This window comes from Streptomyces sp. NPDC059874, from assembly GCF_042731135.1.
Taxonomy (GTDB): Bacteria; Actinomycetota; Actinomycetes; order Streptomycetales; family Streptomycetaceae; genus Streptomyces.
Genome location: NZ_JBHWJY010000014.1, coordinates 1 through 26365, shown reverse-complemented (window position 1 = coordinate 26365; position 26365 = coordinate 1). Strand labels below are relative to the sequence as shown.

Sequence of the window (26365 nt, the reverse complement as noted above, 5' to 3'; positions counted from 1 at the left end):
GCCGTGCGGTGCTCCGGCTCCGCTGTGTCGTTGCGAGGAGAAGTCACATGTTGCGTATGTGGAAGAGCGCGGGTCTTGCCCTGGCGGCCGGGCTCGTGGTCATCGGCGGTGCGTCCGTGGCCTCGGCCGACTCCACCGCCACGGGCGTCGCGTACGGCTCGCCGGGCGTGCTCTCGGGCAATGTCGTCCAGATCCCGATCCACATTCCGATCAATGTGTGTGGGAACACCGTGAACGTGATCGGCGCGCTCAACCCGGCCGCCGGCAACACCTGCGTCAACGTCTGACGCCCACCGTCACGACCCCTGGCTTGTCCCGGCCCGGCTCCGCGAAGACGCGGGGCCGGGCCGGATGGTTTTCTTTCGGTTCTCGACGGGCGGGGCGGACGGCTGGGTCTAGGCCAGCGTGCGTACACGCTGGTCGCTCAGCTCGTAGCGGGCGGCGACCACGGCCAGTTCGCCCGAGGCCACCTTCGCCGCGATGTCGGGCTCGGCCGCCAACTTGCGGCGCACGTTACGTACGTGCGCGTTGATCGTGGCGTCGACGCGCGCGTTCCCGTGCTGGTTGTGATCGATGGACGGTCGTATCTGATCGGCCAGGTACTGGATGTGCGCCGGGAGCGGCTCGTTGGTCTCGTCGGCGTGGACGGCCGCGGCGACGGCCCCGCAGGACTGGTGGGCCAGGACGAGCACCAGAGGTATGTGCAGTTCCAGCACCCCGTACGCGATGCTCCCGAGCACGGCCTCGTCCAGTACCTCGCCCGCCGACCGGACGGTCAGGAGATCGCCCAGGCCCTGGTCGAAGACCAGCTCCGGGGGTACCCGCGAGTCGACGCAGCCCAGCACGATCGCGAACGGCTGCTGCCCCTCGACGAGCCGGCGACGCAAGTACGCGGACTCGTGCGGGTGTTGCTGGCGCAGCGTGCGCCAGCGCTCGTTGCCCGCGGCCAGTCGGCGCAGCGCCTGCGCGGGAGTGGTGACGCGCTCGGCGCTCTCCGCCTCCCACGAGGCGGCGGAGGCGGAGGTGGCGGGACCGAGGGCGAGGCCGGCGCCGGCCACGGCCGTGCCCGCCACGGCGGTGCGCAGCAGGGTGCGGCGACTGGGGGCGGGGGCGGGAGTGGTTCGCGTGTTCGAAGGCATGGCGGGACGGTAACCCGGGTAACCCCGGACACAGTTGATCTACCGGCCACAATGGCGCGAACCGCTCGTCGCAGGCCGGATGGGTTCGGAATCCTCTCAGGATGTGGGAACTCATGCCGGGACGAGGAGTGTTGGCGCCGCCCTCGCAGTGCCCCGCACCGTCGCGTCCGCGTGCCAGACGGCCTCCACGGACTCGCCGCCGACACGGGCCCGGACGGTCTGCGTCCACCCACGGGCACCGGGTCCGCGGAAACGGTCGGCGGCGCGGCGGGCCGGGGCGGTGTCCGCACGGGAGGAGTCGAGGACGAGCATGAGCGCGGTGCCTGTCCAGGGGAGATCGGCGCGGATCGGACCAATGCCCCCACGGTCCCCCGGCCACGGGGTGTCGCATACCCGGTCGGCTCTATGCTGCCGGGATGATCAAGCCGATTGAGCTCGTGATATTCGACTGCGACGGGGTGCTCGTCGACAGTGAACGCATGGCGCTGCGCGTACAGGTCGCCCTCGGGGCGGAGTTGGGGTGGCCGCTCACCGAACGGGAGGTCGTCGAGCGGTTCATCGGACGCTCCAGCGCCTCCATCCGCGAGCAGATCGCGGCGCGGCTCGGGGAGGGCACGGCGGCGATCTGGTCGGAGCGGTTCGAGCAGCTGCACCGCGAGGCGGTCGACGAGGGCCTGTCCGCCGTCGACGGACTGCCCGAGGCGCTCGATGCCCTCACCCTGCCGACCTGCGTGGCCTCCAGCGGCTCCCACGAGAAGATGCGGCACACCCTCGGCCGCACCGGTCTCTACGAGCGCTTCGCGGGCCGCATCCACAGCGCGACCGAAGTCGCCCGCGGCAAGCCGGCCCCGGACCTCTTCCTGTACGCCGCGGAGCGGATGGGCGTCGACCCGGAGGCCTGCGCGGTGGTCGAGGACAGCCACCCCGGCGTCCAGGCCGCGCGAGCGGCGGGCATGCGGGCGTTCGGCTACGCGGGCGGCCTGACCCCGGCCGAACGGCTCGAAGGCGCCGACACGGTCGTGTTCCACGACATGCGCGACCTGCCGCGCCTCGTCGCCGCTGCGGGGCGTTCCGTACACACCGTCTGACCTGCGCATTCCCCGGATAGCGCGGTGGTGCAGTATGTGCGGATGATATTCGGAAAGAAGAGGTTCCCGGGCGCCGTGGCCGACTTCGAGAAGGCCGTGCGCGCGCAGGACGGGGACGCGGCGCAGGAGGCGTTCGCGCGACTCCACCGCGCCGCTGCGAAGGCCGGGGACGGCGAGCTCCGGGAGGCCGGACCGCGGTTGGCGACGTTGCTCCCCTCAGTGCCACACGGGCCGCGGGCCGCCGTCGCGGTGGTCATCGGGGCGTGTGTGGAACGGGGCGCGGACGTGTCGGCGTGCGCGCCCGGCATCCTCGCCGGGGCACGCGAGACGTTCGCGCTCGCGGCCGACTTCTGCGCCCGCTGGGCGGACACGGGCGGCGGTGAACTGCCCGATCCGGACGACGAGCTGACCGAGGAGATCATCGAGCGGGCGGGGTACGAGCCTGCCGTCGGCTGGTTCACCCTGCCCCAGTGGGAGATGGCGAGCGTCGCCGTGCTCAACGACCCCGCCGTACGCCGGGAGTCCGCGGGCACGGCGGAGCTGCTCGCCCTCGTGGAGCGGGTCGCCGAGGCCTCTGACCACGAGTTCAGGTGCCTCGCGTACGCGCTGCGCGTACTGGACGACGAACCGCTCGTCGTCCTGCACCGCGATACCGGGACCGGCTACGCCCTGCGGATGAGCGGAATCGGCGACAACTTCCAGCTGCACACCCTGCTCGCGGGCGTGCTCATCGGCGGGAAGCACCTGCCGGGCCAGGCCCCGTCGCCCCAGGAGATCGCCGTGTGCCGGGACGCGCCGGGGCAGGTCGAGACGGTCGGGTCCTTCAACCTGGTCGGCCCGGACGGCACCTGGATCTTCAACGAGGGCACGCCGACCGACATCCCCGTCATCGACGGCGCCCGCCTCCTCGTCCTCGACCCCCCGCCGTACCGGCGCGCCTGGCCGGCGGGGCGCTTCTTCCCCGGGATGCGGGGCGACCTGGTGCTGGACCGGGTACTCGACGCGGCGGAGACCGCCGCCTGGTTCGCCAAGGTGCAGCCCGCCAAGAGGTGACGCGGAGAGCCGCTCGGGCGGTAGGCCGAAACGGGTGGGAGGGTTCCCGGTTCGGCCTGTCCCGTGCGGGGAAACCCCGCGCGCGGGCTACTTGAGGGCGGCGAACGCCTTCGTGAACGCCAGCGGCTGCTGGAGGATCGAGCTGCAGGTGGCGTCCGCGTACGGCACCGCGCCCGACGCGCACTGCTTGTCGCGGGTCGCCGACCACATCGCCAGGCGGCCGATGCCCTTCGACGCCGCGAAGTCCACCAGCTGCGTCGCGTCCGAGACGGTGAAGATCTCGCTCGTGACGTCGTTGACGCCGATCATCGGGGTGACGGCCACCGCCTTCCACGCCGCCGCGTCCGACAGGCCGAGGACTCCCTTCAGCTGGGCCTGGGTCGCCGTCGCGGCCTGGATCGCGTACTGGCCCATGTCCCCGCTGTACGCCGGCCCGTAGTCCATCGCCATGATGTTCACGGCGTCGACGCGCACGCCGTTCTTCTTCGCGTCGGCCAGCAGGGCCACCCCCGGCTGGGTCAGGCCCTCCGGCATCACCGGGAGCGTGAACGCCACGTCCAGGCCCGGGTGGGACTTCTGCAGGCGGGCGATGGCCTGGGCCCGGCGGGCGTTGGCCGCCGTGTCCGGCAGGGCCGCGCCCTCGATGTCGAAGTCGACCTTCGTCAGCCGGTACTGGTCGATGACCTTCCCGTACGCGGCGGCCAGGTCGTCCACGGTGGCGCAGTTCAGGGCCAGTTCGTGCCCGGCCGCCCCGCCGAAGGAGACGCGGACGTCCCCGCCCTTCGCGCGCAGCGCGCCGATCTGGGACGCGACCCGGTCGCTCGCCAGGTCGGTGACCCCGCCCCACAACGGAGCGCAGCCGCCGCCGGAGGTGATGAAGGCGAGGTGGAACTCCTTCACGCCGGTCTTGGTCGCCGTGTCCACGAGGTCGTAGGAGGGGTACAGCGAGGTGTCCACGTACGGGGCGAAGCGCGCTCCGGCGACGCCGCCACCACTGGTGGGGGGAGGGGTGGTCGGGGCCGTGGGGGTCGGGTTCGTGGTCTTCGTCGGCGCGGGGGAGGTGGCGGGCGCCGTCGGGGTCGACGTGGCGGTGGGTCGGGCGGTGGGGCGCCCGCTCGGCTGGGCCGTCGCGCCCTGGTCCACCGAGCACTTCAGACCGTTGATCAGGCAGCCGGTGGGGTCGCCCGGGGCGCCGGCGCCGCTCGCGACGAAGCCGACGGTGACCGAGGCGCCGGCCGCCAACTCACGGTTCCAGCCCGCGGGCTTCACGGTGACGCGCCGTCCCTCGACGGTGTGGGTGCCGTTCCAGAGGGAGTCGATCTTCGTGCCCGCCGGCAGGTCGAACTGGAGCTTCCAACCCGCCTGCGCCTGGCCGGAGTTGTTGGTGATGACGTACTGGCCGGTGTAACCACCGCTCCACGAGCTGGACTTCGTGTACACGGCGCCGACGGAGCCGGCCTGGGCGGTGCCGGCGAACGCGAACACGGCGCCACCGATCACCGCCGCCGCGAGAACCGCTCCCGTGACCTTTGCCGTACGGCTCGTCCTGCGCCGGTGCCCGACTGTGCTGCCCATGGCGTGCCTGCCTCTGTGTTACTGGGGAGTTGGGGATGCGGCAGCACGCTAGCCGCCCCGAAACGGACATTCGTTCGTTTGGGGGCGGCACCCCAGAGGCTTAGGTTCCGCTTAAGGAAGTGAAAGGCAGGTGTTAAGGCTCAGCCGTGCGTGGCGTCGATGACGCAGAAACGGTTGCCCTCGGTGTCGGCCAGCACCACGAAATCGGGGTCCTCGGGGTAGGAGTCCCAGTCCACGTGCCGGGCCCCCAGGGCCACCAGCCGCGCCACCTCCGCCTCTTGCTCCGCCGCGTCCGCCGCGTACAGGTCGAGGTGGACGCGCGGGCGGTCCTGTACGGGCGTCGCGCTGCGCCCGAGCGCGAGGTCGGGCCCGCCGCCGTCGGCGGGGACCAGCACGGTCCAGCGCTCGTCCACCTCGCCGTCGCGCGGCACGTACCCCAGCGCCCGGCCCCAGAATTCCGCGGCCCGCCGCACGTCGGCGGCGCCCATGACGATCGTTCCGATGCTCAGCATGATCGGATTCTTGCAAACGCTACGGACGCGGAAGCCGCTCGATCGCCACCATCGCTGCGTCGTCACCGAGGGTGCGGCCGACCACATGGGCCAGCAGATCGGCGCACAGGTGGTCCAGGACGGCCTGGGGGTGCAGGCCGGTCCAGGCGACCACGCGTTCGGTGAGGGGGTAGAACTCCCCTGCCCGGTCCCGCGCCTCCAGCACCCCGTCCGTGTAGAGGAGCAGGACGTCACCCGCCGCGAAGTCGAAGGTCTGCGCGGTGACCGCGCCGTCCACGAGCCCGGCGAGGCCCAGGGGCGGTGCCGGATGCGTCACTTCGAGGGGAACGGCCCGGCCGTCGCGCAGCAGGAGCAGCGGCGGTGGATGGCCGCAGCTGACGAGGTGCAGCACCGGCTCGCCGTCGGGGATGTCCAGCACGGCCGCCGTGGTGAAGCCCTCGTCCTCACCCGACGCCGAGCCCGAACTCGACCCCGCGCCGTCCCCCGCGCCGTCTCCCGAGCCCGTGCGCGCGTCCTCGCTCTCGTCCGGGCCCGTGACGTCGTACAGGTCGGGGGCGACCGCCCCCTCCAGGTAGTTCACCAGCCCCCGCAGATCGGCCTCCTGGTGCGCGGCCGCCCGGAAGGCCCCGAGGACCAGCGCGGCTTCCCCGACCGCGTCCAGGCCCTTGCCGCGGACATCGCCGATGATCAGCCGCGTGCTGGTGGCGGTACGGGCGGCGGCGTACAGGTCACCGCCGATCTGGGCCTCGGCGGCGGCCGCCAGGTAGACGGAGGCGATGCGCAGCGGGCCGATCCGGTCGCGCAGCGGCCGCAGGACCACCTGCTGGGCGGTCTCGGCCACCGAGCGCAGCTGGATCAGCTCCTTCTCGTGGACCTCGCGCAGGTGGGCGAAGAGGGTCACGAACACCGAGATCATGATGAGGGCGATGATCTGGAAGGTGTGGTTCAGGTCGGTCAGGGTGGTGCGGGTCGTCGCGACCACCGCCTGGGCGAGCACGGCGACCAGACCGACGAAGCCGGTCATCCGGGGACCGCGGAACGAGGCCGTGACGGCGGGCGCGGCCACCAGGAACGGACCGAGGTGCACGTCGGGCGGCGCCAGGACGTCGACCACGGTCACGAGGGCGATCAGCGCGAACGGAACCGCGAGCTGCGCGTGGCGCACCTGCCGGGTCCGTTGCCGAGACGTGCGTGGCGGCCGAAGATCCATCCCACCTGAATACACCGCGCGGCCGCCCGGATCCGCCACGCGAGGCCGTCGCACCCGCTCCTTGTCGGCGCGGGGCCGTCAAAGTGGCGCCTGGCCCGCGACGTCCGGTGCGGTGCATCGCAAGGCGGAGGGCCGCGGCTCGTACTGGACGTACTTGCGCGGTCCGACAACGCGGCGAGGTGCCGTGCCGAGCGCCGTGACCCGGTGAACCTTTCCGGTCACAGCACTAGGGGCGGCGGGGAGGCTTCCCGCGCTTCGCGGTCTTCGAGCTCTTCGCGCCCTTGGGGCTCGCGGAGCCTCCGCGCGGGTTCTTGCCGCCCGCTTTGCCGCCGGACTTGCCGCCCGCCGTGGGCTTCCGCTTCGCCGCCCCGCCCGCGTGGGCCCGCTTGGTCTTCGGCTGCGGCGGCGTCGGCCCCCGGCCGCGCGTGCTGTTGACCGTACGGCCGCGGACGATGCCGATGAACTCCTCGACCAGGTCGGGGGTGGTCTCGACCTGCGGCCACGACAGCGCGACGCGCGACTCGGGCGCGTCCGTGACGGGCCGGTACGTGAGGTCCTTGCGGTGGTGGAGGCGGGCCAGGGACTGCGGGACGACGAGGACGCCGATGCCCGCGGCCACCAGCTCGATGGCGTCCGCCGTCGTGGCGGGGCGCTCGATGGCGGGCCGGCCCGGCAGCTTCTCCCAGTCGAGGGTGTCGTCGAGGGGGTGCAGCACGATCTCGTCGGAGAGGTCCGCGGTGGTGATCTCCTCGACCGCCGCCACCAGGTGGTCCTTGGGGATCACGACCACGGTGGTCTCGGTGTAGAGGGGGATGGCGCTGAGATCCGTACGGTCGACCGGCAGCCGGACGAAACCCGCGTCGGCGGATCCGCCGCGCAACGCGCCGAACGCCTCGGTGGGGGACACCTGGACGAGGGTCAGCGGGATGTCGGGCAGCCGCTCGTTCCAGATCCGTACCCACTTGGTGGGGGTCACGCCCGGTACATAGGCGAGACGGAACGAATGGGGTACTTCCGAGCCTGTCACCCCGCCAGGTTACCGGTCGTGGTCGGAGGTAGCGCACACGCTCGATACTCTTGACACCATGACGTCGCACCAGAACACCCAGACTATGAAGCCCGCGACCGCGGCGAAGAAGCTGGGCGTGTACCTCGAGGCCACCCCCGCAGAGTTCCAGGAGGGTGTCGTCTCGCGCAGTGAATTGAGTGCGCTCCAGGCCGACCCGCCCCAGTGGCTGCAGGACCTTCGGCGCAACGGACCGCACCCCCGCCCGGTGGTCGCGGCGAAGCTGGGCGTGTCCATCGCGGGCCTCGCCCGCGGCGGGGTCACCGAGCCCCTCACCACCGAGCAGATCGAGGCCCTGAAGCAGGAGTCTCCCGAGTGGCTGCAGCGCGAGCGCGCCACGCAGGCCGAGGTCCGCAAGGAAGCGGTCCGCATCAAGGAGATGCAGGCCGAGAAGGCCGAGAAGGCGGAAAAGGCTCAGAAGGCCGAGAAGTCCGGCGGCTCGCGCTCCTGATCCGCGGCCCTCGCCGACCCGTCCCGTCAGGCCCGGCTTCCCCATGGGGGAGCCGGGCCTGACGGCTTTCGCGCTCCCCTCGATCCGGCATTACCCGGGAGGTAATCGATCTTCCTCGCGCCGCCCGGCAGGGTTGGTCTCACCCGGTCCGGGCGAGGGCGCGGACCACACGGGGGATCAAGGAAGAGTGCCGACATGACGGTTGTGGGACGGGGATCAGCCCGGTCCCTCGCCGGCCGTCAGCCGCAGCAGGGCCCGGTCGAGCCGGGCCTGCCGGGCCGCGGGCGTGAGGGCCTGGAGCAGCGGCAGGATCACCTGGTAGCGCGCGGACCTGTCGAGCGCCTCGAACGCCCGCTTCGCCTCGGGGCGGGCGTCGAGCTCCGCCGCGAGGTCGGGCGGCACGGCGGCCGTCTTCTGCGACTCGTACGCGGCGGTCCACCGGCCGTCCGCCTGCGCCTTGCGGACCTCGGCCAACCCCGGTTCGCGCATCCGCCCCGCCGCCGTCAGCGCCGCGACCTTGTCGACGTTGACCTGTGACCACAGGCTCCTCGGGCGGCGGGGCACGTACTTCTGGAGGTAGTACAGCTCGTCGAGCGACCGGCGCTGACCGGAGATCCAGCCGTAGCACAGCCCTATGTCGACCAGCTCGTCATCGGTGACCGTCGGGATGCCGGACTTCTTCTTCGCCACCTTGATCCATAGGCCCTCGCGGCGCCCGTGGTGCTCGGCGAGCCAGGTCTCGAACGCCTCGCCGTCCGCGAAGGCGATGATCTCCACACCGTCAAGATCGTCCATGGGGCCAGGATATGGCGCTCAGCCCGTACGGCCGCCCGTAACGGCGGGGACGACCGGGGAAACGGCGGGCACCGGGGAACCCGCCCTGCCGGGACAGCGCAGGGCGTCGGCGGTCACCGGGGCGCCATCGACCGTGTTGCGGTCGTAGGTGACGGTCTTGACCACGACGGGCCGCGAGCCCACCGCGACGTCGAAGGACTTGTCGTGGCCCGCGACGGCCACGAGGCGGGCTCCGGGCAGCGCGGCCGCGAGGGTGGCCGCGTCCTCTTCCCGGCCGGGGGCGTGCCTGATCACCGGAGGTCCCTCGGGGCGCACGGCCGGCGCGGACGGCGAGGTGTCGGTGACGAGGAACCCGTTGCGGCGGAGAGCCTTGGCGACGGTCGCGTCGTCCACGCGGACCGCGATCCCTGCGGGATTCGTCCCGGCCGGCGTCTCCGGAACGGGGTGGATGCGGGGGTCGCCCGTGATGGGACGGTCCGCGCCCAAAGCGTTCCACAACGCGGCCGAGCGGGCCTCGTCCCACACCAGGGTGGAACCCACTCCGGGCACGCGGTGGTCGAAGATCCGGATCGGGACGGTGGCGGACTCGATGTCCGCCGGCCGCAGCCGGCCCAGGGCCCAGCCGATGCGGACCAGGTCGAGCAGCCCTGTCCGCTCGTCGGTGCGTACGGACTTCAGCAGGATCCGGGCCGTACGAGTCGCCCTGGCCGGGTTGGCCAGGGCGCCCTCGGCGGTGAGGCGGGCCAGCAGGTCGTTCACCAGGCGCTGCTGGCGGCGGACACGGCCGAGGTCTCCCGGCCGGTTGGTGACGTGCCGGGCCCGGGCGTAGCGCAGTGCTCCGTTCCCGTCGAGGCGGTGGACGCCCGCGGCGATGTCGAGCCCGGAACCGTCGTCCTGGAGGGGCTTGTCCGTGCACACGGGCGCGCCACCGAGGTCATTGACGGCCTGCTCGAAGCCGGTGAAGCCGGTCTCCAGGTAGTGGTCGACGCGCAGACCGGTGGCCTTCTCGACGGTCCGTACGCTGAGCGGGCCGGCGCCGAGCGCGAACGCCCCGTTGATCTTTCCGAGGCGGGCGGGGCCGGGGGCGGCGGGTGGGGCCGTCAGATCGGCGTACTGGACGTAGGAGTCGCGGGGAATGGAGACGATGCTCGCGCGCCGCTGGTCCTCGGAAAGGTGAACGAGCATCATCACGTCGGTGCAGTTGCAGCCCTTGCCGCCCACGTGGAGGCGCCGCTTCTCGGCGGCGGACAGGCCCGCACGACTGTCGATGCCGACGACGAGGATGTTCGTGCCCCGTCCGGCGACTTGTCCGCCGCGCTCGGCGGACATTGCCTGCGAGCCCGCGTAGGAGCCCCCGGCGAGGGTTGCCAGCAGCGTGAGGGCAACGGTGAATCTACGCAACGCACATCCCCGGAAATAGTGCCGAAAGGTGCAGACGGCGACGGTACCGCCGGTGTGCGTGAGGCCGAGGTACTACGCGCCGGAAGCCGTGGCCGTGTCCCCGTAGTGGGTGGCCAGATTGTCCCGTGCGGGTGCGGCGAGCCCGGCCGGCCCCCGCGCGAACGCCCGCAGGACGTTGGCGGTGACGGTACGGGTGAAGTGCCCGGCACGTGCGTCGAGGCCGTGGTTGGACCTGCCGCCTCCGGGACCGCTCGCGTCCAAGGCTTCGACCCAGCGCATGGTGCCCGTCGCGAAGACCGCGGCCCCACCCGGAAGCGACACGTACGCCGTGTCCGCGTACGAGGCCCGTCCCTTGCACACCACCGGCGAATGCGCGAGCACCTCGACCGGCCGAGGCGTCGGGAACGCCGGATTCACCCGGTCGAACTCGACTCCCACCAGGTGGGGGAAGGAATCTCCCGCCCGCGCCCCGGTACCCGCCAGGAGCCAGTGCTCCGGGTGGGTCACCACGTACGGGGCGTCGACCGGATAGCCGTCGTAGATGACACCGAGCAGCGAGCTCTCCGGGTCGGGTGCGGGCGCGCGCCGGAAATCGTTCGTGGGCGGGGCTCCCCGCCGGTAGCCCGGGTCCTGGGCGTAGTCGTCCTTGTAGCAGACCACGACGCGGTCCGGCCCCACGGGCGAGTCCTCGAAACGGACGCGCCGGTAACAGCAGTTGGCGCCGAGGACGGCCAGGTTCGTCCCCGTGTCCCGCGCCCGGGTCACGTGGCGGCGCTGCTCGGGGCTCCAGTACTCGTCGTGGCCCAGCGAGAGCAGGCAGGCCGCGCCCTTCAGGAACTCCGGATCACGGGCCACGTCCACGCCCGTGGCGTAGGCCAGGGGCAGGCCCAGGCGCTCGGCCAGGGCGATCACGGGTGCCTCGAAGACCATGAACTGGCCGGCGCCGTTCCTGTTCCTGTAGGGGCGGTCGAAGGTGACCTGGAGGGACCGCGAGCCGTGCTTGCCCGTCGCCCCCTTGTACAAATCCGTGCCGCCCCACTGGTTGTAGGCCTGCCAGGTGGCCACCGAATTCACCACCACGGTACGGCCGTCCGCCGACGGGGACCGGACGGTGACGGGCACGAACCGCTGCGCACGGCCGTCCCCGGCGTCCAGGCGCAACAGGTAACTTCCCTCCGGCCAGCCGGAAGTGTCCACGTTCGCCGTCCGACGCCAGTCGGCGCGCACCATCCGCGTGGCCGGATCGAGCCGGGCCTTCGGCTGCAGGACGCCCGGCAGGGCGGGCGAGCGCCACACCAGTCGGGCCCTGGCCCCTCCGTACCAGCCCATCCGGTACGCGGAGACGGTGTAGGAGGCGGCCGTCGTCGACACGCGCAACCCGAACGACTCCCCGGAGCACACACTGACGCGCTCGGCGAAACCCTCGACGGCCCGCGCGGGCCCGGCCCGGGTGATCCGCCAATCGGGGGAACCGGGCAGCGAGTTCTCGGCCACCACATCGAGCCCGCAGCCCGTCGGCGCACGGTGTACGGGGGCCTGGCCACCGGTGTCGGCACGAGCCGCCGCCGTACCGCCGGGCCACGGTGCGAGGGCGGCGGCGAACCCCAGAACCGTCCGACGCCCGGGCCCCTTGCGGTGGTCCCCGGTCCTGCTCGGGCCATCCGTCCGATCCACGCCATCACCTCGGAAATCCGCACGGGCGGATCCCGACGCTACCCGGATGCCGCGCGGCGGAGCCGACGGCACGCGCGGAGTTCCCCTTCTTGCCGGCCGGCGCCCGCGGAAACGGCGAACGCGGCCGAGTACCACGGTGACTCCTGATCCCCGTGGTGACTCGACCGCGCTCGCGACGTGAGCGGACCCGCACGGCCGCCGCCGCAGCAGCGCGTCAGTCCGCGGAGCCTGCCGATCCGTACCCCTGTGACGGACCGGCAGCCCTCGTCTCGCTACGAGCCTAGGGCCGGTCCCCGGCCCGGAGTGTGCATCGCGCGCAGGGTCTTTTGATCATTCGCGCAATGAGGTTTACCGGCCTGTTTGCGCAGCTCGGTAGGGGTGACCCCGTAGGCCGCGCGGAAGGCGCGGCTGAAGACCGCGGCATTGGTGAAGCCCCAGCGCGCGGCGATCGCCTGCACCGGCCGTGCGTGCGATTCGGGGCGGACCAGGTCCGCGTGGCAGCGCTCCAGCCGGCGGCGGCGCACGGAGGCCGCGATGCTCTCCGGCTGGCCCTGGAACAGCTGGTGCAGGCGGCGCAGCGATATGTGGTGGCGGGCGGCTATGGCCTGCGGAGTCAGCTCCGTACTGCCGAGGTTGTCGTCGATGAAAACGTCGATCCGCTCCCGCAGCGCCCGGTCGCGGACCTCGCCGGGCAGGGCGTCGTAGGCGTCGACGTGCTGGGCCAGGCAGGCCGTGGCCAGATCGAGCGCGATCGTGCCCAGCCGGGCCAGCTCCTGCGGCCCGCACTCGGCGGCGTGCTCGCCCAGCGTGCCGATGAACCGACTGAGGATCGCCCCCATCCCGCGCTCGCCCGGAATCCGCTGTGCGAGCAGCCGCTCGACCTTTCCGGCGGGCAGCGGCAGCGCGGACTTGGGCAGCTGGAGGATGACGGCCCGCACCGTCTCGCCTCCCGACGGGGCGCCGGCCTCCCAGGGGTACGAGGTGTCCCACAGCAGCATGTCGCCGACGACCAGCCCCGATTCGTTGCGGCGCTGGGACATCCACATGGAACTCCCGGTCACCAACCCCAATTGGTACTGCTCCGGGTCGCCCTGCCGGATGAGCGCCGGGGTGCGGCGGGAGAACAGCGGGGAGTAGGAGAAGGCCGACACCTGCACCGCCGCTCCCAGGCTCGCCACGGAGACCTCCGCGCGAAACGCGCTCGGATCCTCGACGCTGAGCGACACGGGCTCCAGCGTCCGGGCGACCATGTCGGAGAACCACTCGAACCTGTCCCGGGCCGGCACGGCGGCGGAGGACATCGACGACCACATCTCTCGCAACTCCCTGAACGGCGGCGTATTCCGGCCACCTCCAGCATGGCGGAAAACCCCGATCCGGCCCGCACGTGTCCACGGGCCGACCCTCGCCGGCCCGTCCGGACCTCCTGCCCGTCCGGGTTCGTCCGCTGGCGGCGCGGCGGCCGGTGGGGTCCGCTGGAACGATGAGCCCTCTTCCTGGCCGCGGCTGGTGGGCCGGACTCCCGCCGGCGGCGGGAGCCGCCGTCATGGCCACCGGCGTCATCTCCATCGGCCTGCACCTGACCGGGCACGAGGTGCTGTCGCTGGCGGCGCTGGTCGTGGCCGGGGCGTTGTGGTCGGTCCTGGCCGCGGATTTCACGGCCCGCCTGCTGGGCGACCGCCGGCGGTTCCGCTCGGAGGCCGACACCCCCGCGGCCCTGACGGCCGTCGCCGCCACCACCGTGCTCGGCACCCGGCTCTCCGCGCTCGGCTGGCAGACCGTGGCCGCGGCGCTGCTCGCGCTGGCCGCCGCGCTCTGGCCGGTGCTGATGCTGCACGTCGTACGGCACTGGCGGCGGCGCATGCCCGGGGTGGCCTTCCTGGTCTGCGTGGCCACGCAGGGGATCGCCGTCCTCGCCGCGGTCCTGGCCGAGGCGGGCCATCACGACTGGCCGGCCTGGGCGGCTCTGGCCTTCTTCGTCCTCGGTTTGCTGCTCTACCTGGCCGCCCTGCTGCGCTTCGACCTGCGTGAGGTGGAGGGCGGCGCGGGAGACCACTGGGTGGCGGGCGGGGCGCTGGCCATCTCCGCCCTCGCCGGTTCCAAACTCACCGCGTCACCCGTATGGACCGGCGCCGCGCACACGGCCCTGCGTACCGTCACGCTGATCGCGCTCGCGCTGTCCCTCGCCTGGTACGTGGTCCTCCTGGGCGCCGAACTGCGCCACCCCCGGCCGCGCTACGACATCCGGCGGTGGTCCACGGTCTTCCCCCTCGGCATGACGGCCGCCGCCTGCCTCTCCGTGGCCGAACCGGCGGGCATCGCGTGGCTGCGCCCGCTGGGCGAGGTACTGCTCTGGATCGCGGTGGCCGCCTGCCTGTTCACCTGCGCCGCCATGCTGGCCTCCCACCACCGGCCCGAACGCCCGCGAGAAGGACTGCCCGGCCCCGGGAACACGCCCTGATGCCGGCGCCCCGCCTCCTCCCCGCCTCCCGTCAGCCGCTCCGGTGGCGGCACCGGGGGGCGTCTCAGTAGGGTCCCCGCATGGCATACACGTTCCAGGTGACCATCGACTCGGCCGAACCGCACGCGCTCGCAGACTGGTGGGCCGACGCCCTCGGGTGGGAAGTGGAACCGAGCGACGAGGAGTTCATCCGCAGCATGATCACCGCCGGGCGGGCGACCGAGGAAGACACCACCACCCACCGCGGCACCCTCGTCTGGAAGGCCGGCGCCGCGATCCGTCACCCCGAAGGGCTGGAGCGGGCGCCCCGGGTGCTGTTCCAGTTCGTCCTCGACCCCAAGACGGTCAAGAACCGGGTGCACTTCGATGTCCGTACCGGCCCCGACGACCCGCGGGAGGTGGTGGAACGCCTCCTCACGAAGGGGGCGACGTTCCTCCACGAGGGCCGCCAGGGCCCCTCCGTGTGGACGACGCTCGCCGACCCGCAGGGCAACGAGCTCTGCGTCTCGCACTGACCGACCCCCTACTCTGGCCCCGTGAACGTCATCCTCTTCGGCGCCACCGGAATGCTCGGCCGGGGCGTCCTGCGCGAGTGTCTGCGCGACGACTCCGTCGAGAGCGTGCTCGCCATCGGACGCACCCCGCTCGGCGTCAGCCACCCCAAGCTCCGGGAGTGCGTCCAGGACGATCCCTCCGACCTCGTCGCCGCGGGCGTCGACCCGGCCGACTACGACGCCTGTTTCTTCTGCCTCGGCGTCTCCTCCGTCGGCATGAAGGAAGAGGAGTACCGGCACGTCACGTACGACCTGACGCTCGCGGTGGCCCGGCCGCTGGCCGCCGCCAACCCCGGGCTGACCTTCGTCTTCGTCTCCGGCGAGGGCACGGACAGCACCGAGCGCGGCCGGCTCATGTGGGCCCGGGTCAAGGGGAAGACCGAGAACGACCTGCTGGAACTGCCCTTCCGCGCCTACATGTTCCGCCCCGGCATCGTCCAGCCGGTGCGCGGAGTGCCCTCCAAGAGCCGGCTCAACCGCACCCTGTACGCGCTCGCCGCGCCGCTGATCCCGATCGTCCGCCGCGTCGCGCCGAACCTCGTCATCACCTCCGAGGCGTTCGGCCGCGCCATGATCGCCGTCGCCACACCCGGCACCGAGGTCCCGGGGCACATCCTGCGGCCTGCCGACATCAACCGCCTGGGTGGAGCCGTGACCAGGCATAATTGAGTACCGGGCAGACCCTCCCGCGCGTCAGAATGACGCATCTCGATCCGGGAGGAACCCATGAGCCAGGAGACCCTGACTCTGCACGAACTGCTGCCCGCGCAGGCGCTCACCCAGGCGATCGACGCCGGGTACGTGACCCGCAAGACGCACCCCGAACTGCCGCTGTCCATCTACACGTACACGCGGACGGCACAGTACGAGCACGTCTGGAACCAGGTCACCACGCGCTGCCGCGGACTCGTCGCCGACGACACCACCGGCGCGATCGTCGCGCTGCCGCTGCCGAAGTTCTTCAACGTCAGCGAGCACGAGTCGGGCCGGCCCTACGCCCCCGCCCTCCCCGACGAGCCGTTCGAGGTGTACGACAAGGTCGACGGCAGCCTCGCCGTGGTCTTCCACTACGCCGGCCGCTGGCACGTGGCCTCCAAGGGCTCCTTCATCAGCGCGCAGGCGACCTGGGCCCAGCGCCGCCTCGACGGCAAGGACACGGCGGGACTGCGCCCCGGCGTCACCTACCTCGCCGAGATCCTGTACCCGGGCAACCGCATCGTCGTCGACTACGGCGACCGGCGCGACCTCGTGCTCCTCGCCGCCTTCGGCCAGGACGGCACGGAACTCCCGCTCGCCGAGGCCGCGGCCCACTGGGCGGGCATCGGCTCCGTCGTCACGGTGTGGCCCGCCATGCCCCTCGGCGAGCTGATCGCGCTGGCCGAGTCCAACACCCTGCCCGGCGGCGCCGCGGCGACCGGCACCGACGCGGAGGGCTTCGTCCTGCGCTTCGCGTCCGGCGTCCGTGCGAAGGCCAAGCTGTCCGAGTACGTACGGCTCCACCGGGTGCTCACCAAGGTCACCGAGCGGGACATCTGGCGTGCCCACGGCGTCCAGCGGTTCGCCGGCCTGCCCGCCAAGCAGGTCGCGCAGGGCCTCGGCTGCACGGTCGCCGAGATCGAGGCCTCGGGCGGCAAGCCGCTCGACGCGCTGCTCGACCAGGTGCCCGACGAGTTCGACACCTGGGTGCGCGAGGTGATCGCCCGGTTCGAGGACGAGGCCGAGCGGCGCGAGCGCGCGGTGACGGAGGCGTACGCGGGACTCGCGCACCTGGCCGCCGACCGAGGGGCCTTCGCTGGCGCCGTGAGGGAGCTGCCCGACCGGGGCATCCGCGCCGCGATGTTCCTGCGCCTGGACGGCAAGCCCACGGACCTGGTCGTCTGGCGGTTCGTCCGCCCCGAGGCGTCCGACCCCTACACGAACGACGAGGAGAACTGACCCGTGTCCGAGGAGACGCCCGTGCCCGCGACCGAAGCCGCCGAGGTGGCCGCCGAGGCAGGCGCCGAAGCAGCGAGCGAGGCCGCGACCACGGAGGACCGGCTGCCCGTCGTGCACGTCATGACCGGCCTGCCGGCCTCCGGCAAGACCACGGCCGCGCGCGCCCTGCAGGCCGAGTCGGGCGGGCGCATGCGCCGCGTCAACCTCGACGACCTGCGCAGCATGCTCGACCTGCCAGACCCCGAACGTGGCCGCAGCTTCGCGCACGAGCAGACGGTGCTGGCGATCCAGGACGCGGCGGTCCGCGCGGCGGTCGACGGCGGCTTCGACGTGGTCGTCGACAACACCCACCTGACCAAGCACATCCCCAAGCGGCTCAAGGCGGCCGTCGGCGGTCTCGCGACCTTCGTCGTGCACGACTACACCGACGTCCCGCTGGAGGAGTGCCTGCGCCGGGACGCCGCCCGGGAGCGCCAGGTCGGCGAGGAGATCATCCGCGTTCTGGCCGAGAAGCACCGAAACGCCCGCAAGGGCGGCTGGCGGCTGACCTCGGAGTGGATGAACGGCGGTTCCGGCGCGGCCGCCGTGCCCCCGGTGACGGAGTACGTCCCCGACCCGGCCCTGCCCGCCGCGGTGATGTGTGACATAGATGGCACCCTCGCGCTGACGGGCGACCGGGGGCCGTACGACTTCTCGCGCTGCGAGCTCGACCTGCTCAACGAGCCGGTCCGCCACGCCCTGGACGCCTTCCGACGTGCCGACGGCGACGCGATCGTGCTGCTGTCGGGGCGGAGCGAGGAGCATCGGCCGCAGACCGAATCCTGGCTCGCGCGCCACGAAGTGCCGTACGACGAGCTGTGGATGCGCGCCGCGGGCGACACGCGCCGCGACGACGTGGTGAAGGCGGAGTTGTTCGACGCGCACGTGCGCCACCGGTACGCGGTACGGGTGTCCCTCGACGACCGGGACCGGGTGGTCGCGATCTGGCGTCGGATGGGCCTGCCGACCTGGCAGGTCAACTACGGCGACTTCTAGGAACAGGGCGGAGCACCCGGGATGACCGTGCTGATCGTGGACGCCGCGAACGTCGTCGGATCGGTGCCCGACGGCTGGTGGCGGGACCGGCGGGGCGCGGCCGAGCGACTGCGCGACCGGCTGGCCGCGCGCGACGCCGGCGAGGAGATCATCCTCGTCGTCGAAGGCGCGGCCCGGGGCGTCGAGTCCGTTCCCGGAGTACGGGTGGACCCGGCGCCCGGCAGCGGCGACGACCGGATCGTCGAGCTGGCGGCGGCCCACGCGGAGCGCGGCGTCGTGGTGGTCACGGCCGACCGCGAACTGCGCGAGCGGGTACGGGCGCACGGCGCGCGGTGCGTGGGGCCGCGTGCCGTACGCCCGCAGGACTGAACCGGAGCGGGCCGGCGCTCAGTAGCAGGGCTTCACCCGGTCGAGGTTCCGGACGTAGCGGGCGGACACCCAGCGCTCCTCGCCGTACGCCTTGTCGCCGTCCGAGCCTCTGCCGTTCGGCCGGCCGGCGCCGTTCTGCCAGTCCCCGTGCTCAGAGCTGCCGTTCTCCGAGTCGCCGTTCTGCCAGTTGCCGTTGTCCGAGTTGCCGTGCCGGTCGACCAGGCGGTACCAGATGTTGTTCCCGTCGACGTACTCGCCGTGCTCCTTGCACCAGAGCTCGACCTTGCTGTGCGGGTACACCTGGCCGACGGTCCGCGCGTGGGTGGTCGGCTTGCTCCGGACCTTCAGCGGGCCCTTCGAGACGACCTTGCCGAGGGGGTGGGCCGCGGCCTTGAACCCGTCGTCCTCCGCGACCGCGGAGCTCGCCCCGACCAGACCGAGCACCAGGCTTCCGGCGGCGAGGGCGAAGATGGTCTTGGTGGGCTTCAGCATGAGCCGGCTCCTGTACGAAGACGTCCGCCCGGCCGCCGCGAGCGGCCCGGGACGGCAACCGGGCGGTTGCCACGGACGACTATGGCGAGAGCGGAGGCCACCCTTCCGGTGGCGCACCGTCCGTTAGCCCGATATGCCCAACCCGCAGCGCGGTCGCCGTACGACGTCACCCGCGGCCGGAGCGCGAAGGATGCGCGCGTGCGTGGCCGTGCCCGCCCCCGAACGGGCACGGCCGCGCTGCGGGGGCCCCGGGGGGACAGGGCCGATGCCGGCCGGTGAACCGGCACGGGAGAAACGTACGGGCCGGCGGGACCCGGCCGCGCCCATCCACGGGTTGAAACCCGGCTACCCCCCAGGGTGGCGACCATGTACAACCATGGGTGTACACAAGGGGGGTTGACGTGCACTTGGCCACACACCCGGCGACGGTCCGGCTCCGAGCGGGGCTACCGGTCGTCGGCGAGATCGTGTGGGCTGTCGGCTCGCTCTGGATCTCTTCCACCCTGCTCCACAACTGGCCCGATCCCAACGGCTATTGGCGGGACACCGACGGGCTCGCCTATGGTCTCCTCGCCGCGATCTACCTCCCGCTCGTACTGCGCCGCCGGTTCCCCGTGGCCGTCCTGTGTGGCACCGGGCTCTGCGTCGCCGCCTACTTGACCCTCGGCTACTACCACGTCGTCGCCGTCTGCGGTCTGGCCACCGCGCTCTACACCGTGGCCTCCCTGCGGCCCCGCCGCGTCTCGATGCGGTGCGCCGCCGGGGCGCTGGTCGTGTTCTTGTGGGGGACCCGGCTCGCCGAGCCGGGGATCGGCGCGCTCAGCGTCGGCTTCGTGACCGTGATGACCGTCGTCTGCTGGGTCGTCGGCGACGGCGCGCGCAGGCTGCGCGAACTCACCCGCCGGCTGCGGCTGGAGCAGGAGGAGAAGGCCCGCCGGGCCGTCATGGAGGAGCGCATCCAGATCGCCCGCGAACTGCACGACGTCATCGCCCACCACGTCTCGGTGATCTCCGTCCAGACCGGGCTCGCCTCCTACGTGTTCTCCTCCGACCCGCCGACCGCCCGCCGGGCCCTGGACACCGTGGGGGACAGCGCCCGCGAGGCCCTGGCCGAGATGCGCCGGATGCTCGTGGTGCTCCGAGAGGAGGGACCGGAGCCCGGCCCGGACGGGCCGAGCGGCGAGGTGCAGGGACTCGGCCGGCTGGACGAGCTGGTCAAACGAGTCGGGGAAGCCGGGGTGCCCGTGGACGTACGGGTCACCGGCACGGCGTACGTGCTGCCGCCGGGGATCGACCTGTGCGCGTACCGGGTGGTCCAGGAGGCCCTCACCAACGTGATCAAGCACGCCCCGCAGGCGCCCACCACCGTCCGCGTCCACTACGGCGCGGACGAGGTGCGCGTACGGGTCAAGGACGCCGGGAGCGGACGCACGCCGGCCCACGCGCCGGCCGGCCCCGGCAGAGCCACCGGTCAGGGGTTGATCGGCATGCGCGAGCGGGCGACGATCTACCACGGCACGGTGACCGCCGCGCCCGCGCCCGAGGGCGGATTCGAAGTCAGTCTGCGGGTCCCCGTGCCCCGACCGGGAGGGGATGACGCGGATGCCGTCCGTACTCGTCGTCGATGACCAGTTCCTGATCCGGTCCGGCCTGACCGCGCTGCTGACCGCCGCGCCGGGCTTCGAGGTCGTCGGCGAGGCCGAGCACGGCGAGGAGGCGGTCCGGCTCGCCGCCGAGAAGCGGCCCGACGTCGTCCTCATGGACATCCGGATGCCCGGCACGGACGGGATCGCCGCCACCGAGCGGATCGTGGCGGCCGGCCGGGAAGACTCGGCCGACGGCGGGCCCAAGGTGCTCGTCCTCACGACCTTCGACTCCGACGAGTACGTGTTGCGCGCGCTCCGGGTCGGGGCGGCCGGCTTCCTCGTCAAGGACACCCCGCCCGACCGGCTGCTCGCCGCCATCGCCACCGTGCACGCCGGCGAGATGCTGTTCAGCCCCCGCGCCCTGCGCGGGCTGATCGACGCGTACACCGTCCCCGTCCCGGCCCGCCCCGCCCACCCCGGCCTGGACACCCTGACCCCGCGCGAGCGGGAGGTGCTCGGCCTGGTCGGAGCCGGGCTCTCCAACGCCGACATCGCCGTGCGGCTCGTCCTCAGCGCCGCCACCGTCAAGACGCACGTCCACCGCTGCATGAGCAAGTTGGCGCTGGCCAGCCGCGCCCAGGCCGTGGTCCTGGCCCACGAGTGCGGCATCGTCGCCCGGATGCCCTGACGCCGCCCGGCTGCGGATGCGGTCGGCGGCGGGCCGGGCGAAAGTGGCTGCCATGGGAATCGAAGACTACGGCGGCGGCGTCGGGGCGCACGAGACCGGCATCCTCGTCGTGACGACGAACGACGTCCCCGGATACCGGGTCGAGCAGGTCATCGGCGAGGTCTTCGGCCTCACCGTGCGCTCCCGGCACCTGGGCAGCCAGATCGGCGCCGGCCTGAAGTCGATGATCGGCGGCGAGCTGAAGGGCCTCACCAAGACCCTGGTGGAAACCCGCAACCAGGCCATGGACCGGCTCATCGAGCAGGCGAAGGCGCGGGGCGCGAACGCCGTGCTGATGATGCGTTTCGACGTCACCGACGCCGCCGACGTGGGGACCGAGGTGTGCGCCTACGGGACGGCCGTGGTCCTGGTCCCCGCCTCCACCTGATCCACGCCCGACGCCCGCCCCCCCCACGTAAGTCCAGGACGGCGCTCCGCTTTGTCCATGGGATTGCCCTGCCCCGGTCCGCAAGCTGTCAGACCAGTGAGCGGACCGCTCGGGGTGTCTTCGCCGTGAGCGGTCTTCCGCCAAGGAAGCGCCGACTCCCGGAGGCCCCATGCGCACCCCTCTCTGGCTGGCCGTGGCCGCGGTGGCCGGTCTGGTCGCCACGCTGGTCGTGGCCGCCCCCGCCGCCCCCGCCGCGGCGGCCGTGCCCGTGACGATCACCTCGCCCGAGCTGTCCGTCAGCGTGGACAGCGGCTTCCCCCGCGTCATCGGCTACACGCGGCGCGCCACCGGGGACGTACTGCACGGCAACGAGGACGCGCTGAGCACCGTGCTCGTCAACGGGACCGGTTACACGCCCACCGTGACCTCGACCCCTTCCGCCTCCGGTGTGGACTACGCGCTGGCCTTCTCCGGAGTGACCATCAGATCCCGGATCTCGGTGACCGGCTCCACCGTGGAGTTCAAGGTCACCGCGATCGAGGACACCCCCGCGTTGCGCGTGCGCAGCCTCGCGATCCCCGACCACCATCTCGTCAGCGTCCGCAGCGACCAGCCGGGCGCCGCCCTCGCCACGGCCACCATGCACACCGCGACCACCGGCACCGGGGACACCTTCACCTCCGTCACCGCGAACACCCCCGTCGACTCCGCCGCGATCACCGTGATGCACGGCCTGGCCAACACCGGCAAGCTGGCCGCCGCCATCGACTCCAACTCCCTCTACGACCAGCCCTCCGGCGGCACCGCCCGGGAGAACGGCCGGATCGCCAAGCGCGTCACCGACAAGGGCGCCTACCGCCGCGCCGGCCTGTGGAGCGGCTCCTGGCTCTACCGGGCCGCGGGCGCCGCCGACACCGACACCGAGCCGCTCCCGTACGCGCGCGTCGCGATCACCGCCGACCGCAACGCGGACTCGGTCGTCGACTGGCAGGACGCCGCCGTCGCCTACCGCGACATCTGGACCCCGCCCACCGGCTGGCAGCAGACCGCCGACCGGGTCGTCCAGCGGATCCCCTTCAACTTCGCCTCCCAGGCCACCCATCCCTTCGCCCAGACCCTCGACGAGACCAAACGGGTGAGCCTCGCCACGGACGGCCTCGGCCAGTTCGTCCTCCTCAAGGGGTACGCCTCCGAGGGCCACGACTCCGCGCACATGGACTACAAGAACATCGGCACCAAACTGGGCGGCGCCGTCGACCTGAACACCCTCACCACCGCCGGCCACGCCTACAACGCCGACTTCGGGGTGCACGTCAACGCCACCGAGGAGTACCCGGTCTCCGCGACCTTCGACCCGGCCCACCAGAGCGGCGGGCTCGGCTGGGACTGGCTCGACCAGTCCTACTACGTCGACACCCGCAAGGACGGCCAGTCCGGCGAGCGGCTGAAGCGCCTCCAGGACCTCAAAACAGCGGCCCCCGGCCTCGACTTCCTCTACGTGGACGTCTGGTACGGCGACGGCTACGTCTCGCGCAGGCTCCAGCGCGAGATCTCCGGCCTCGGCCTCCAGCTGACCACGGAATTTCCGAACACCCTCACCGAGCAGTCCCTCTGGCACCACTGGGCCGCTGACGTCAATTACGGCGGCAGCGACCTGAAGGGCATCAACTCCACCATCGCCCGGTTCATCGCCAACCACGCCAAGGACGACTGGATCGCCCGCAACCCGCTGCTCGGCGGCGCCGAGGTCACCGCCTACGAGGGCTGGCAGGGCAAGAAGGACTTCACCGCCTTCCAGAACACCACCTTCGGCGTCAACCTGCCGACCAAGTACCTGCAGGAATCCCCGATCGTGAAGTGGACCGCCGACACGGTCACCCTCGCGAACGGCACCACCGTCACCACCGCCGGCAACAAACGCCGGATCGCCACGGGCGGCCGTACCGTCCTGTCCGGTGACGCCTACCTGCTGCCCCGCGACGGCAAGCTGTACCACTGGAACGACAAGGGCGGCTCCACCACCTGGACCCTCCCCACCGGCTGGAGCGAGCCCAAGCTCTACAAACTGACCGACACCGGACGCCAGTCGGTCGGTGACCTCACCGTCGGCACGGGCAACACGGTGACCCTGAGCGCCACCGCCCGGACCGCGTACGTCGTCACCAACGGCGCGGCACCGGCCCAGCCCGACCCCAAGTGGGGCGAGGGCACCCTGGTCAAGGACCCCTCCTTCTACGCGGGCAACCTGAACGCCTGGACCGTCACCGGGACCGGAGCCGCCGTCGCCCGCAACGCCCAGGGCCAGAGCGAGCTCACCTTCGCACCCGGCACCACCCCCGCCGTCTCCCAGCAGCTCACCGGCCTCGCCCCCGGCACCTACGCCGCCTCCGTCTGGGTCTCCACCCCGACCGGCCGGGCCACCACCCTCACCGTCACCCCGACCGGCGGCAGCGCCGCCTCCGTGTACGCCGACTCCTCGCCCCTGACGAACAACCTCGGCGGGAGCGAGAAGAACGGCACCAAGACGCAGCGCATGAAGGTGCTCTTCGACGTCCCCGCCGGGCAGTCCACCGCCACCCTGAAGCTGTCCGCGGCCGCCGGATCCGGCACCGGCACCGTCTACCTGGACGACGTCCGCGTGGTCCCCTCCGCCCGAACCCCGCTCGGCGGCCACTGGTTCGCCGAGGACTTCGAGAACGTCGACGCCGGCTGGGGCCCCTTCGTGTTCGGCGGCGCCGGCGGCTCGGCGACCGACCCGCGCACACACATCGCCCAGCGCAACACCCCGTACACGCAGGCCGGTTGGAACGGCAAGCTGGTCGACGACGTGATCGGCGGCCAGAACTCGCTGAAATCGCACGAGGAGCGCACCGGTCTCGTCTACCGCACCCTCCCGCAGACCCTGCGGCTGAGCCAGGGCCGCTCGTACAAGGTGAGCTTCACCTACGAGGCCGGCTTCAGCGGCGACTACCAGTTCGTCACCGGTTCCGGCTCCACCGAGACCACCGCCGCGCTGGACCAGGCCCGTACGCCCACCACCTTCAGCACCACCTTCACCGCCGGGGCCGACGCCTGGATCGGTGTACGGAAGATCACCCCCGAGGGCTCGCACAACGAGGCCGACCTGATCCTCGACGACCTGACGGTCGACGACCTCGGAGCGGGAGGCGGCGGAGAACTCCTCGTACCGCAGGGCCAGATGAGCGTGAAGGCGGTCGACAGCCAGGAGACCACCGGGGAGAATGGCGGCGCGGCCAACGTCCTGGACGGCGACGCCGCCACCATCTGGCACACCCAGTGGTACGCGACCACCGCCCCCATGCCGCACGAGATCACCCTCGACCTCGGAGCCTCGTACAACGTGTCGGCCCTGCACTACCTGCCCCGGCAGACGCAGTCCAACGGACGCATCGCCGGCTACCAGGTGCTCACCTCCACCGACGGGGCGAACTGGGGGACCGCCGCCGCCTCGGGCACCTTCCCGAACACCACCGCCCAGCAGAACGTCTCCTTCACCCCGCGCACCGCGCGCTACGTCAAGCTCAAGGCCACGAGCGAGGTGAGCGGCAATCCGTGGACCTCGGTCGCGGAGCTCAACATCGGCCACCGGTCGTGAGGTTCACCGGGCGGGCCCCCGTACCGACTCCTGGGCGCGGAAGCGGACGGGGGACATGCCCACCCGGCGGCTGAACAACCGGCTGAAGTAGGCCGGATCCTCGTACCCGACCCGCCGGGCGATCCCCGCGACCGGCAGGTCGGTGCGGGCCAGCAGTTCCTTGGCCCGGCTCAGCCTGATCCCGAGGAGGTACTCCTTGACCCCCTCCCCGGTACTGCGCCGCACCGCCCAACGCAGTTCGGGCAGCGGCATGCCGAGCCGGGCGGCGTGCTCGGCCACCGATATCGGCAGCAGGGCGTCCCGCGCCAGGGCGTCCATCACCGCGTCCCCGTGCCGGGAGACCTCGGCGCGGGCGTAGCGCAGGGCCACCAGCAGCGCGTGCACGGCGGCCGCCGCCTCGACCTCCAGCAGCGGTCCGCCGCGCCGCGCGGCCCGTACGATCCCGTCGACCACGTGCCGCACCCCGGCCGTCCCGCCCAACGCGACCACCGGGTGGTCGGGGGTGACGTAGCCGAGGTCCGTGTACGCGGCGACGCCCGCACCCGAGAAGTCGACGAAGCACTCGTCCCAGCCGGTCCGCGGATCGGGCCCGTAGTGGTGCTCCACCCCGGGCAGCAGCCAGAGCAGGGCGGGCGCGGTCACCGGTTGCGGCGGCCGCCCGCCGTGGCTGAACCATCCCCGGCCGCGGGTGACCACCACGGCGACGTAGTGGTCGAGCGCACGCGGGCCCACGACCGGCAGCAGGCCCTCCTGCACCCCCACGCCGAGGCAGACCAGGCCGAGCCGGACATGGTTGGCGGTGGGGGAGAAGTACCGCATCCAACTGCTGTACGGGGGTGCGGGGTGAGGGGGCGTCGGCATCTGCGGATTGTGATCCACCGGGCGGGGCGCCCTCAAGGGGACGCGGGGTGCCTCCCGGCGGGGCTGGGTTTGTCCCCTGGCCGGGACCGGCCTGGTCGGGGCGGCTTCGTTGCCGGGGCTCCGCCCCGGACCCCGCGCCTCAATCGCCGGCGAGGCTGGAGTTTCCTGGGCCGGGATCGGCCTGGGTTGGGGCGGTGCCCCGCCGGAGCATCTCCTCGTCCTCGCGCACTTGGCAGGTGCTTCGACAGGGAGCGTGGTTGCGCGCTCGTCCTGCGGGGACACTCCGCCGTGTCCCCACCCCAACGGCACGCTCCCGACCCACGGGGCGGGGTTTTGGTCGTCGGGGGGAGCGGGGGCACTGCGGGGCGTCCCCGCAG

Annotated in this window: 25 protein-coding genes; 14 read left to right on the top strand and 11 right to left on the bottom strand. The window is 72.4% G+C overall.

The window, feature by feature from the left end; all coding sequences use genetic code 11:
* Positions 1-47: 47 nt before the first annotated feature.
* Positions 48-287 carry a chaplin gene (locus ACFV9H_RS10910; protein ID WP_385396248.1) on the top strand — a complete coding sequence of 80 codons (240 nt, stop codon included), beginning with the start codon at positions 48-50 and terminating at the stop codon, positions 285-287.
* A 108-nt stretch (positions 288-395) separates the two neighbouring features.
* On the opposite strand, the gene ACFV9H_RS10905 is transcribed toward ACFV9H_RS10910, so the two are convergent.
* A complete protein-coding gene (locus ACFV9H_RS10905) occupies positions 396-1139 on the bottom strand; it encodes a carbonic anhydrase (protein WP_385396246.1) in 744 nt (247 codons plus the stop codon).
* Positions 1140-1555: 416 nt separating this feature from the next.
* Between ACFV9H_RS10905 and ACFV9H_RS10900 the strand changes: the two genes are divergently transcribed.
* Positions 1556-2227, top strand: coding sequence for an HAD family hydrolase (locus tag ACFV9H_RS10900; protein ID WP_385396244.1), 672 nt, complete (start codon positions 1556-1558; stop codon positions 2225-2227).
* Between the two features lie 42 nt (positions 2228-2269).
* Entirely contained in the window at positions 2270-3280 is a 1011-nt protein-coding gene (locus ACFV9H_RS10895) for a hypothetical protein (RefSeq protein WP_385396242.1), read from the top strand.
* Positions 3281-3367: 87 nt separating this feature from the next.
* Here ACFV9H_RS10895 and ACFV9H_RS10890 read toward each other — a convergent pair whose 3' ends face one another.
* The 4 genes from ACFV9H_RS10890 to ACFV9H_RS10875 all read right to left on the bottom strand — a co-directional run bounded on the left by ACFV9H_RS10890 (position 3368) and on the right by ACFV9H_RS10875 (position 7604).
* A complete protein-coding gene (locus tag ACFV9H_RS10890) occupies positions 3368-4855 on the bottom strand; it encodes a cellulose binding domain-containing protein (protein WP_385396240.1) in 1488 nt (495 codons plus the stop codon).
* Between the two features lie 140 nt (positions 4856-4995).
* Entirely contained in the window at positions 4996-5367 is a 372-nt protein-coding gene (locus ACFV9H_RS10885) for a VOC family protein (protein WP_385396238.1), read from the bottom strand.
* Positions 5368-5386: 19 nt separating this feature from the next.
* Positions 5387-6577 carry a PP2C family protein-serine/threonine phosphatase gene (locus ACFV9H_RS10880; RefSeq protein ID WP_385396236.1) on the bottom strand — a complete coding sequence of 397 codons (1191 nt, stop codon included), beginning with the start codon at positions 6575-6577 and terminating at the stop codon, positions 5387-5389.
* A gap of 226 nt (positions 6578-6803) precedes the next feature.
* The gene (locus tag ACFV9H_RS10875; protein ID WP_385396234.1) at positions 6804-7604 is read right to left on the bottom strand and encodes a LysR family substrate-binding domain-containing protein; all 801 of its coding nucleotides are present in this window, start codon (positions 7602-7604) and stop codon (positions 6804-6806) included.
* Positions 7605-7662: 58 nt separating this feature from the next.
* Between ACFV9H_RS10875 and ACFV9H_RS10870 the strand changes: the two genes are divergently transcribed.
* Positions 7663-8094: a DUF5997 family protein gene (locus ACFV9H_RS10870; protein WP_385396232.1), complete on the top strand. Its 432-nt coding sequence runs from the start codon at positions 7663-7665 to the stop codon at positions 8092-8094.
* 216 nt (positions 8095-8310) lie between these two features.
* Here ACFV9H_RS10870 and ACFV9H_RS10865 read toward each other — a convergent pair whose 3' ends face one another.
* The 4 genes from ACFV9H_RS10865 to ACFV9H_RS10850 form a co-directional block, all read right to left on the bottom strand.
* Positions 8311-8889 (bottom strand): YdeI family protein, encoded by a 579-nt coding sequence (locus tag ACFV9H_RS10865; RefSeq protein ID WP_385396230.1) that lies wholly within the window; start codon positions 8887-8889, stop codon positions 8311-8313.
* Between the two features lie 18 nt (positions 8890-8907).
* The gene (locus ACFV9H_RS10860) at positions 8908-10290 is read right to left on the bottom strand and encodes an LCP family protein (RefSeq protein ID WP_385396228.1); all 1383 of its coding nucleotides are present in this window, start codon (positions 10288-10290) and stop codon (positions 8908-8910) included.
* Between the two features lie 72 nt (positions 10291-10362).
* Positions 10363-11964 carry a N,N-dimethylformamidase beta subunit family domain-containing protein gene (locus ACFV9H_RS10855; protein ID WP_385396226.1) on the bottom strand — a complete coding sequence of 534 codons (1602 nt, stop codon included), beginning with the start codon at positions 11962-11964 and terminating at the stop codon, positions 10363-10365.
* 272 nt (positions 11965-12236) lie between these two features.
* On the bottom strand, positions 12237-13277 hold the full coding sequence (locus tag ACFV9H_RS10850; RefSeq protein ID WP_385396224.1) for a helix-turn-helix domain-containing protein: 1041 nt from the start codon (positions 13275-13277) through the stop codon (positions 12237-12239).
* A gap of 170 nt (positions 13278-13447) precedes the next feature.
* Here ACFV9H_RS10850 and ACFV9H_RS10845 point away from each other — a divergent pair, with 170 nt between their 5' ends.
* The 6 genes from ACFV9H_RS10845 to ACFV9H_RS10820 all read left to right on the top strand — a co-directional run bounded on the left by ACFV9H_RS10845 (position 13448) and on the right by ACFV9H_RS10820 (position 18318).
* Positions 13448-14425, top strand: coding sequence for a tellurite resistance/C4-dicarboxylate transporter family protein (locus ACFV9H_RS10845; RefSeq protein WP_385396222.1), 978 nt, complete (start codon positions 13448-13450; stop codon positions 14423-14425).
* A gap of 80 nt (positions 14426-14505) precedes the next feature.
* Entirely contained in the window at positions 14506-14940 is a 435-nt protein-coding gene (locus ACFV9H_RS10840) for a VOC family protein (protein ID WP_385396220.1), read from the top strand.
* Between the two features lie 21 nt (positions 14941-14961).
* The gene (locus ACFV9H_RS10835; protein WP_385396218.1) at positions 14962-15648 is read left to right on the top strand and encodes an epimerase; all 687 of its coding nucleotides are present in this window, start codon (positions 14962-14964) and stop codon (positions 15646-15648) included.
* A 57-nt stretch (positions 15649-15705) separates the two neighbouring features.
* Positions 15706-16914: an RNA ligase gene (locus tag ACFV9H_RS10830; protein ID WP_385396216.1), complete on the top strand. Its 1209-nt coding sequence runs from the start codon at positions 15706-15708 to the stop codon at positions 16912-16914.
* 3 nt (positions 16915-16917) lie between these two features.
* On the top strand, positions 16918-17949 hold the full coding sequence (locus ACFV9H_RS10825; protein WP_385396214.1) for an AAA family ATPase: 1032 nt from the start codon (positions 16918-16920) through the stop codon (positions 17947-17949).
* 21 nt (positions 17950-17970) lie between these two features.
* Positions 17971-18318, top strand: coding sequence for an NTP pyrophosphohydrolase (locus ACFV9H_RS10820; RefSeq protein WP_385396212.1), 348 nt, complete (start codon positions 17971-17973; stop codon positions 18316-18318).
* A gap of 18 nt (positions 18319-18336) precedes the next feature.
* Here the strand turns inward: ACFV9H_RS10820 and ACFV9H_RS10815 are convergent, their stop codons facing one another.
* Positions 18337-18810, bottom strand: a complete 474-nt coding sequence (locus ACFV9H_RS10815; protein WP_385396210.1) for a hypothetical protein — start codon at positions 18808-18810, stop codon at positions 18337-18339.
* A 401-nt stretch (positions 18811-19211) separates the two neighbouring features.
* Between ACFV9H_RS10815 and ACFV9H_RS10810 the strand changes: the two genes are divergently transcribed.
* The 4 genes from ACFV9H_RS10810 to ACFV9H_RS10795 all read left to right on the top strand — a co-directional run bounded on the left by ACFV9H_RS10810 (position 19212) and on the right by ACFV9H_RS10795 (position 25127).
* Positions 19212-20438 carry a sensor histidine kinase gene (locus ACFV9H_RS10810; RefSeq protein WP_385396208.1) on the top strand — a complete coding sequence of 409 codons (1227 nt, stop codon included), beginning with the start codon at positions 19212-19214 and terminating at the stop codon, positions 20436-20438.
* Positions 20413-21084 (top strand): response regulator, encoded by a 672-nt coding sequence (locus ACFV9H_RS10805; RefSeq protein WP_385396206.1) that lies wholly within the window; start codon positions 20413-20415, stop codon positions 21082-21084. Before ACFV9H_RS10810 ends, ACFV9H_RS10805 begins: the two co-directional genes overlap by 26 nt.
* Before the next feature lie 52 nt (positions 21085-21136).
* Entirely contained in the window at positions 21137-21511 is a 375-nt protein-coding gene (locus ACFV9H_RS10800) for a YbjQ family protein (RefSeq protein ID WP_385396204.1), read from the top strand.
* Between the two features lie 169 nt (positions 21512-21680).
* A complete protein-coding gene (locus ACFV9H_RS10795) occupies positions 21681-25127 on the top strand; it encodes an endo-alpha-N-acetylgalactosaminidase family protein (RefSeq protein WP_385396202.1) in 3447 nt (1148 codons plus the stop codon).
* Between the two features lie 3 nt (positions 25128-25130).
* Here ACFV9H_RS10795 and ACFV9H_RS10790 read toward each other — a convergent pair whose 3' ends face one another.
* Positions 25131-25988, bottom strand: a complete 858-nt coding sequence (locus ACFV9H_RS10790; protein ID WP_385396200.1) for a helix-turn-helix domain-containing protein — start codon at positions 25986-25988, stop codon at positions 25131-25133.
* Positions 25989-26365: the final 377 nt, after the last annotated feature.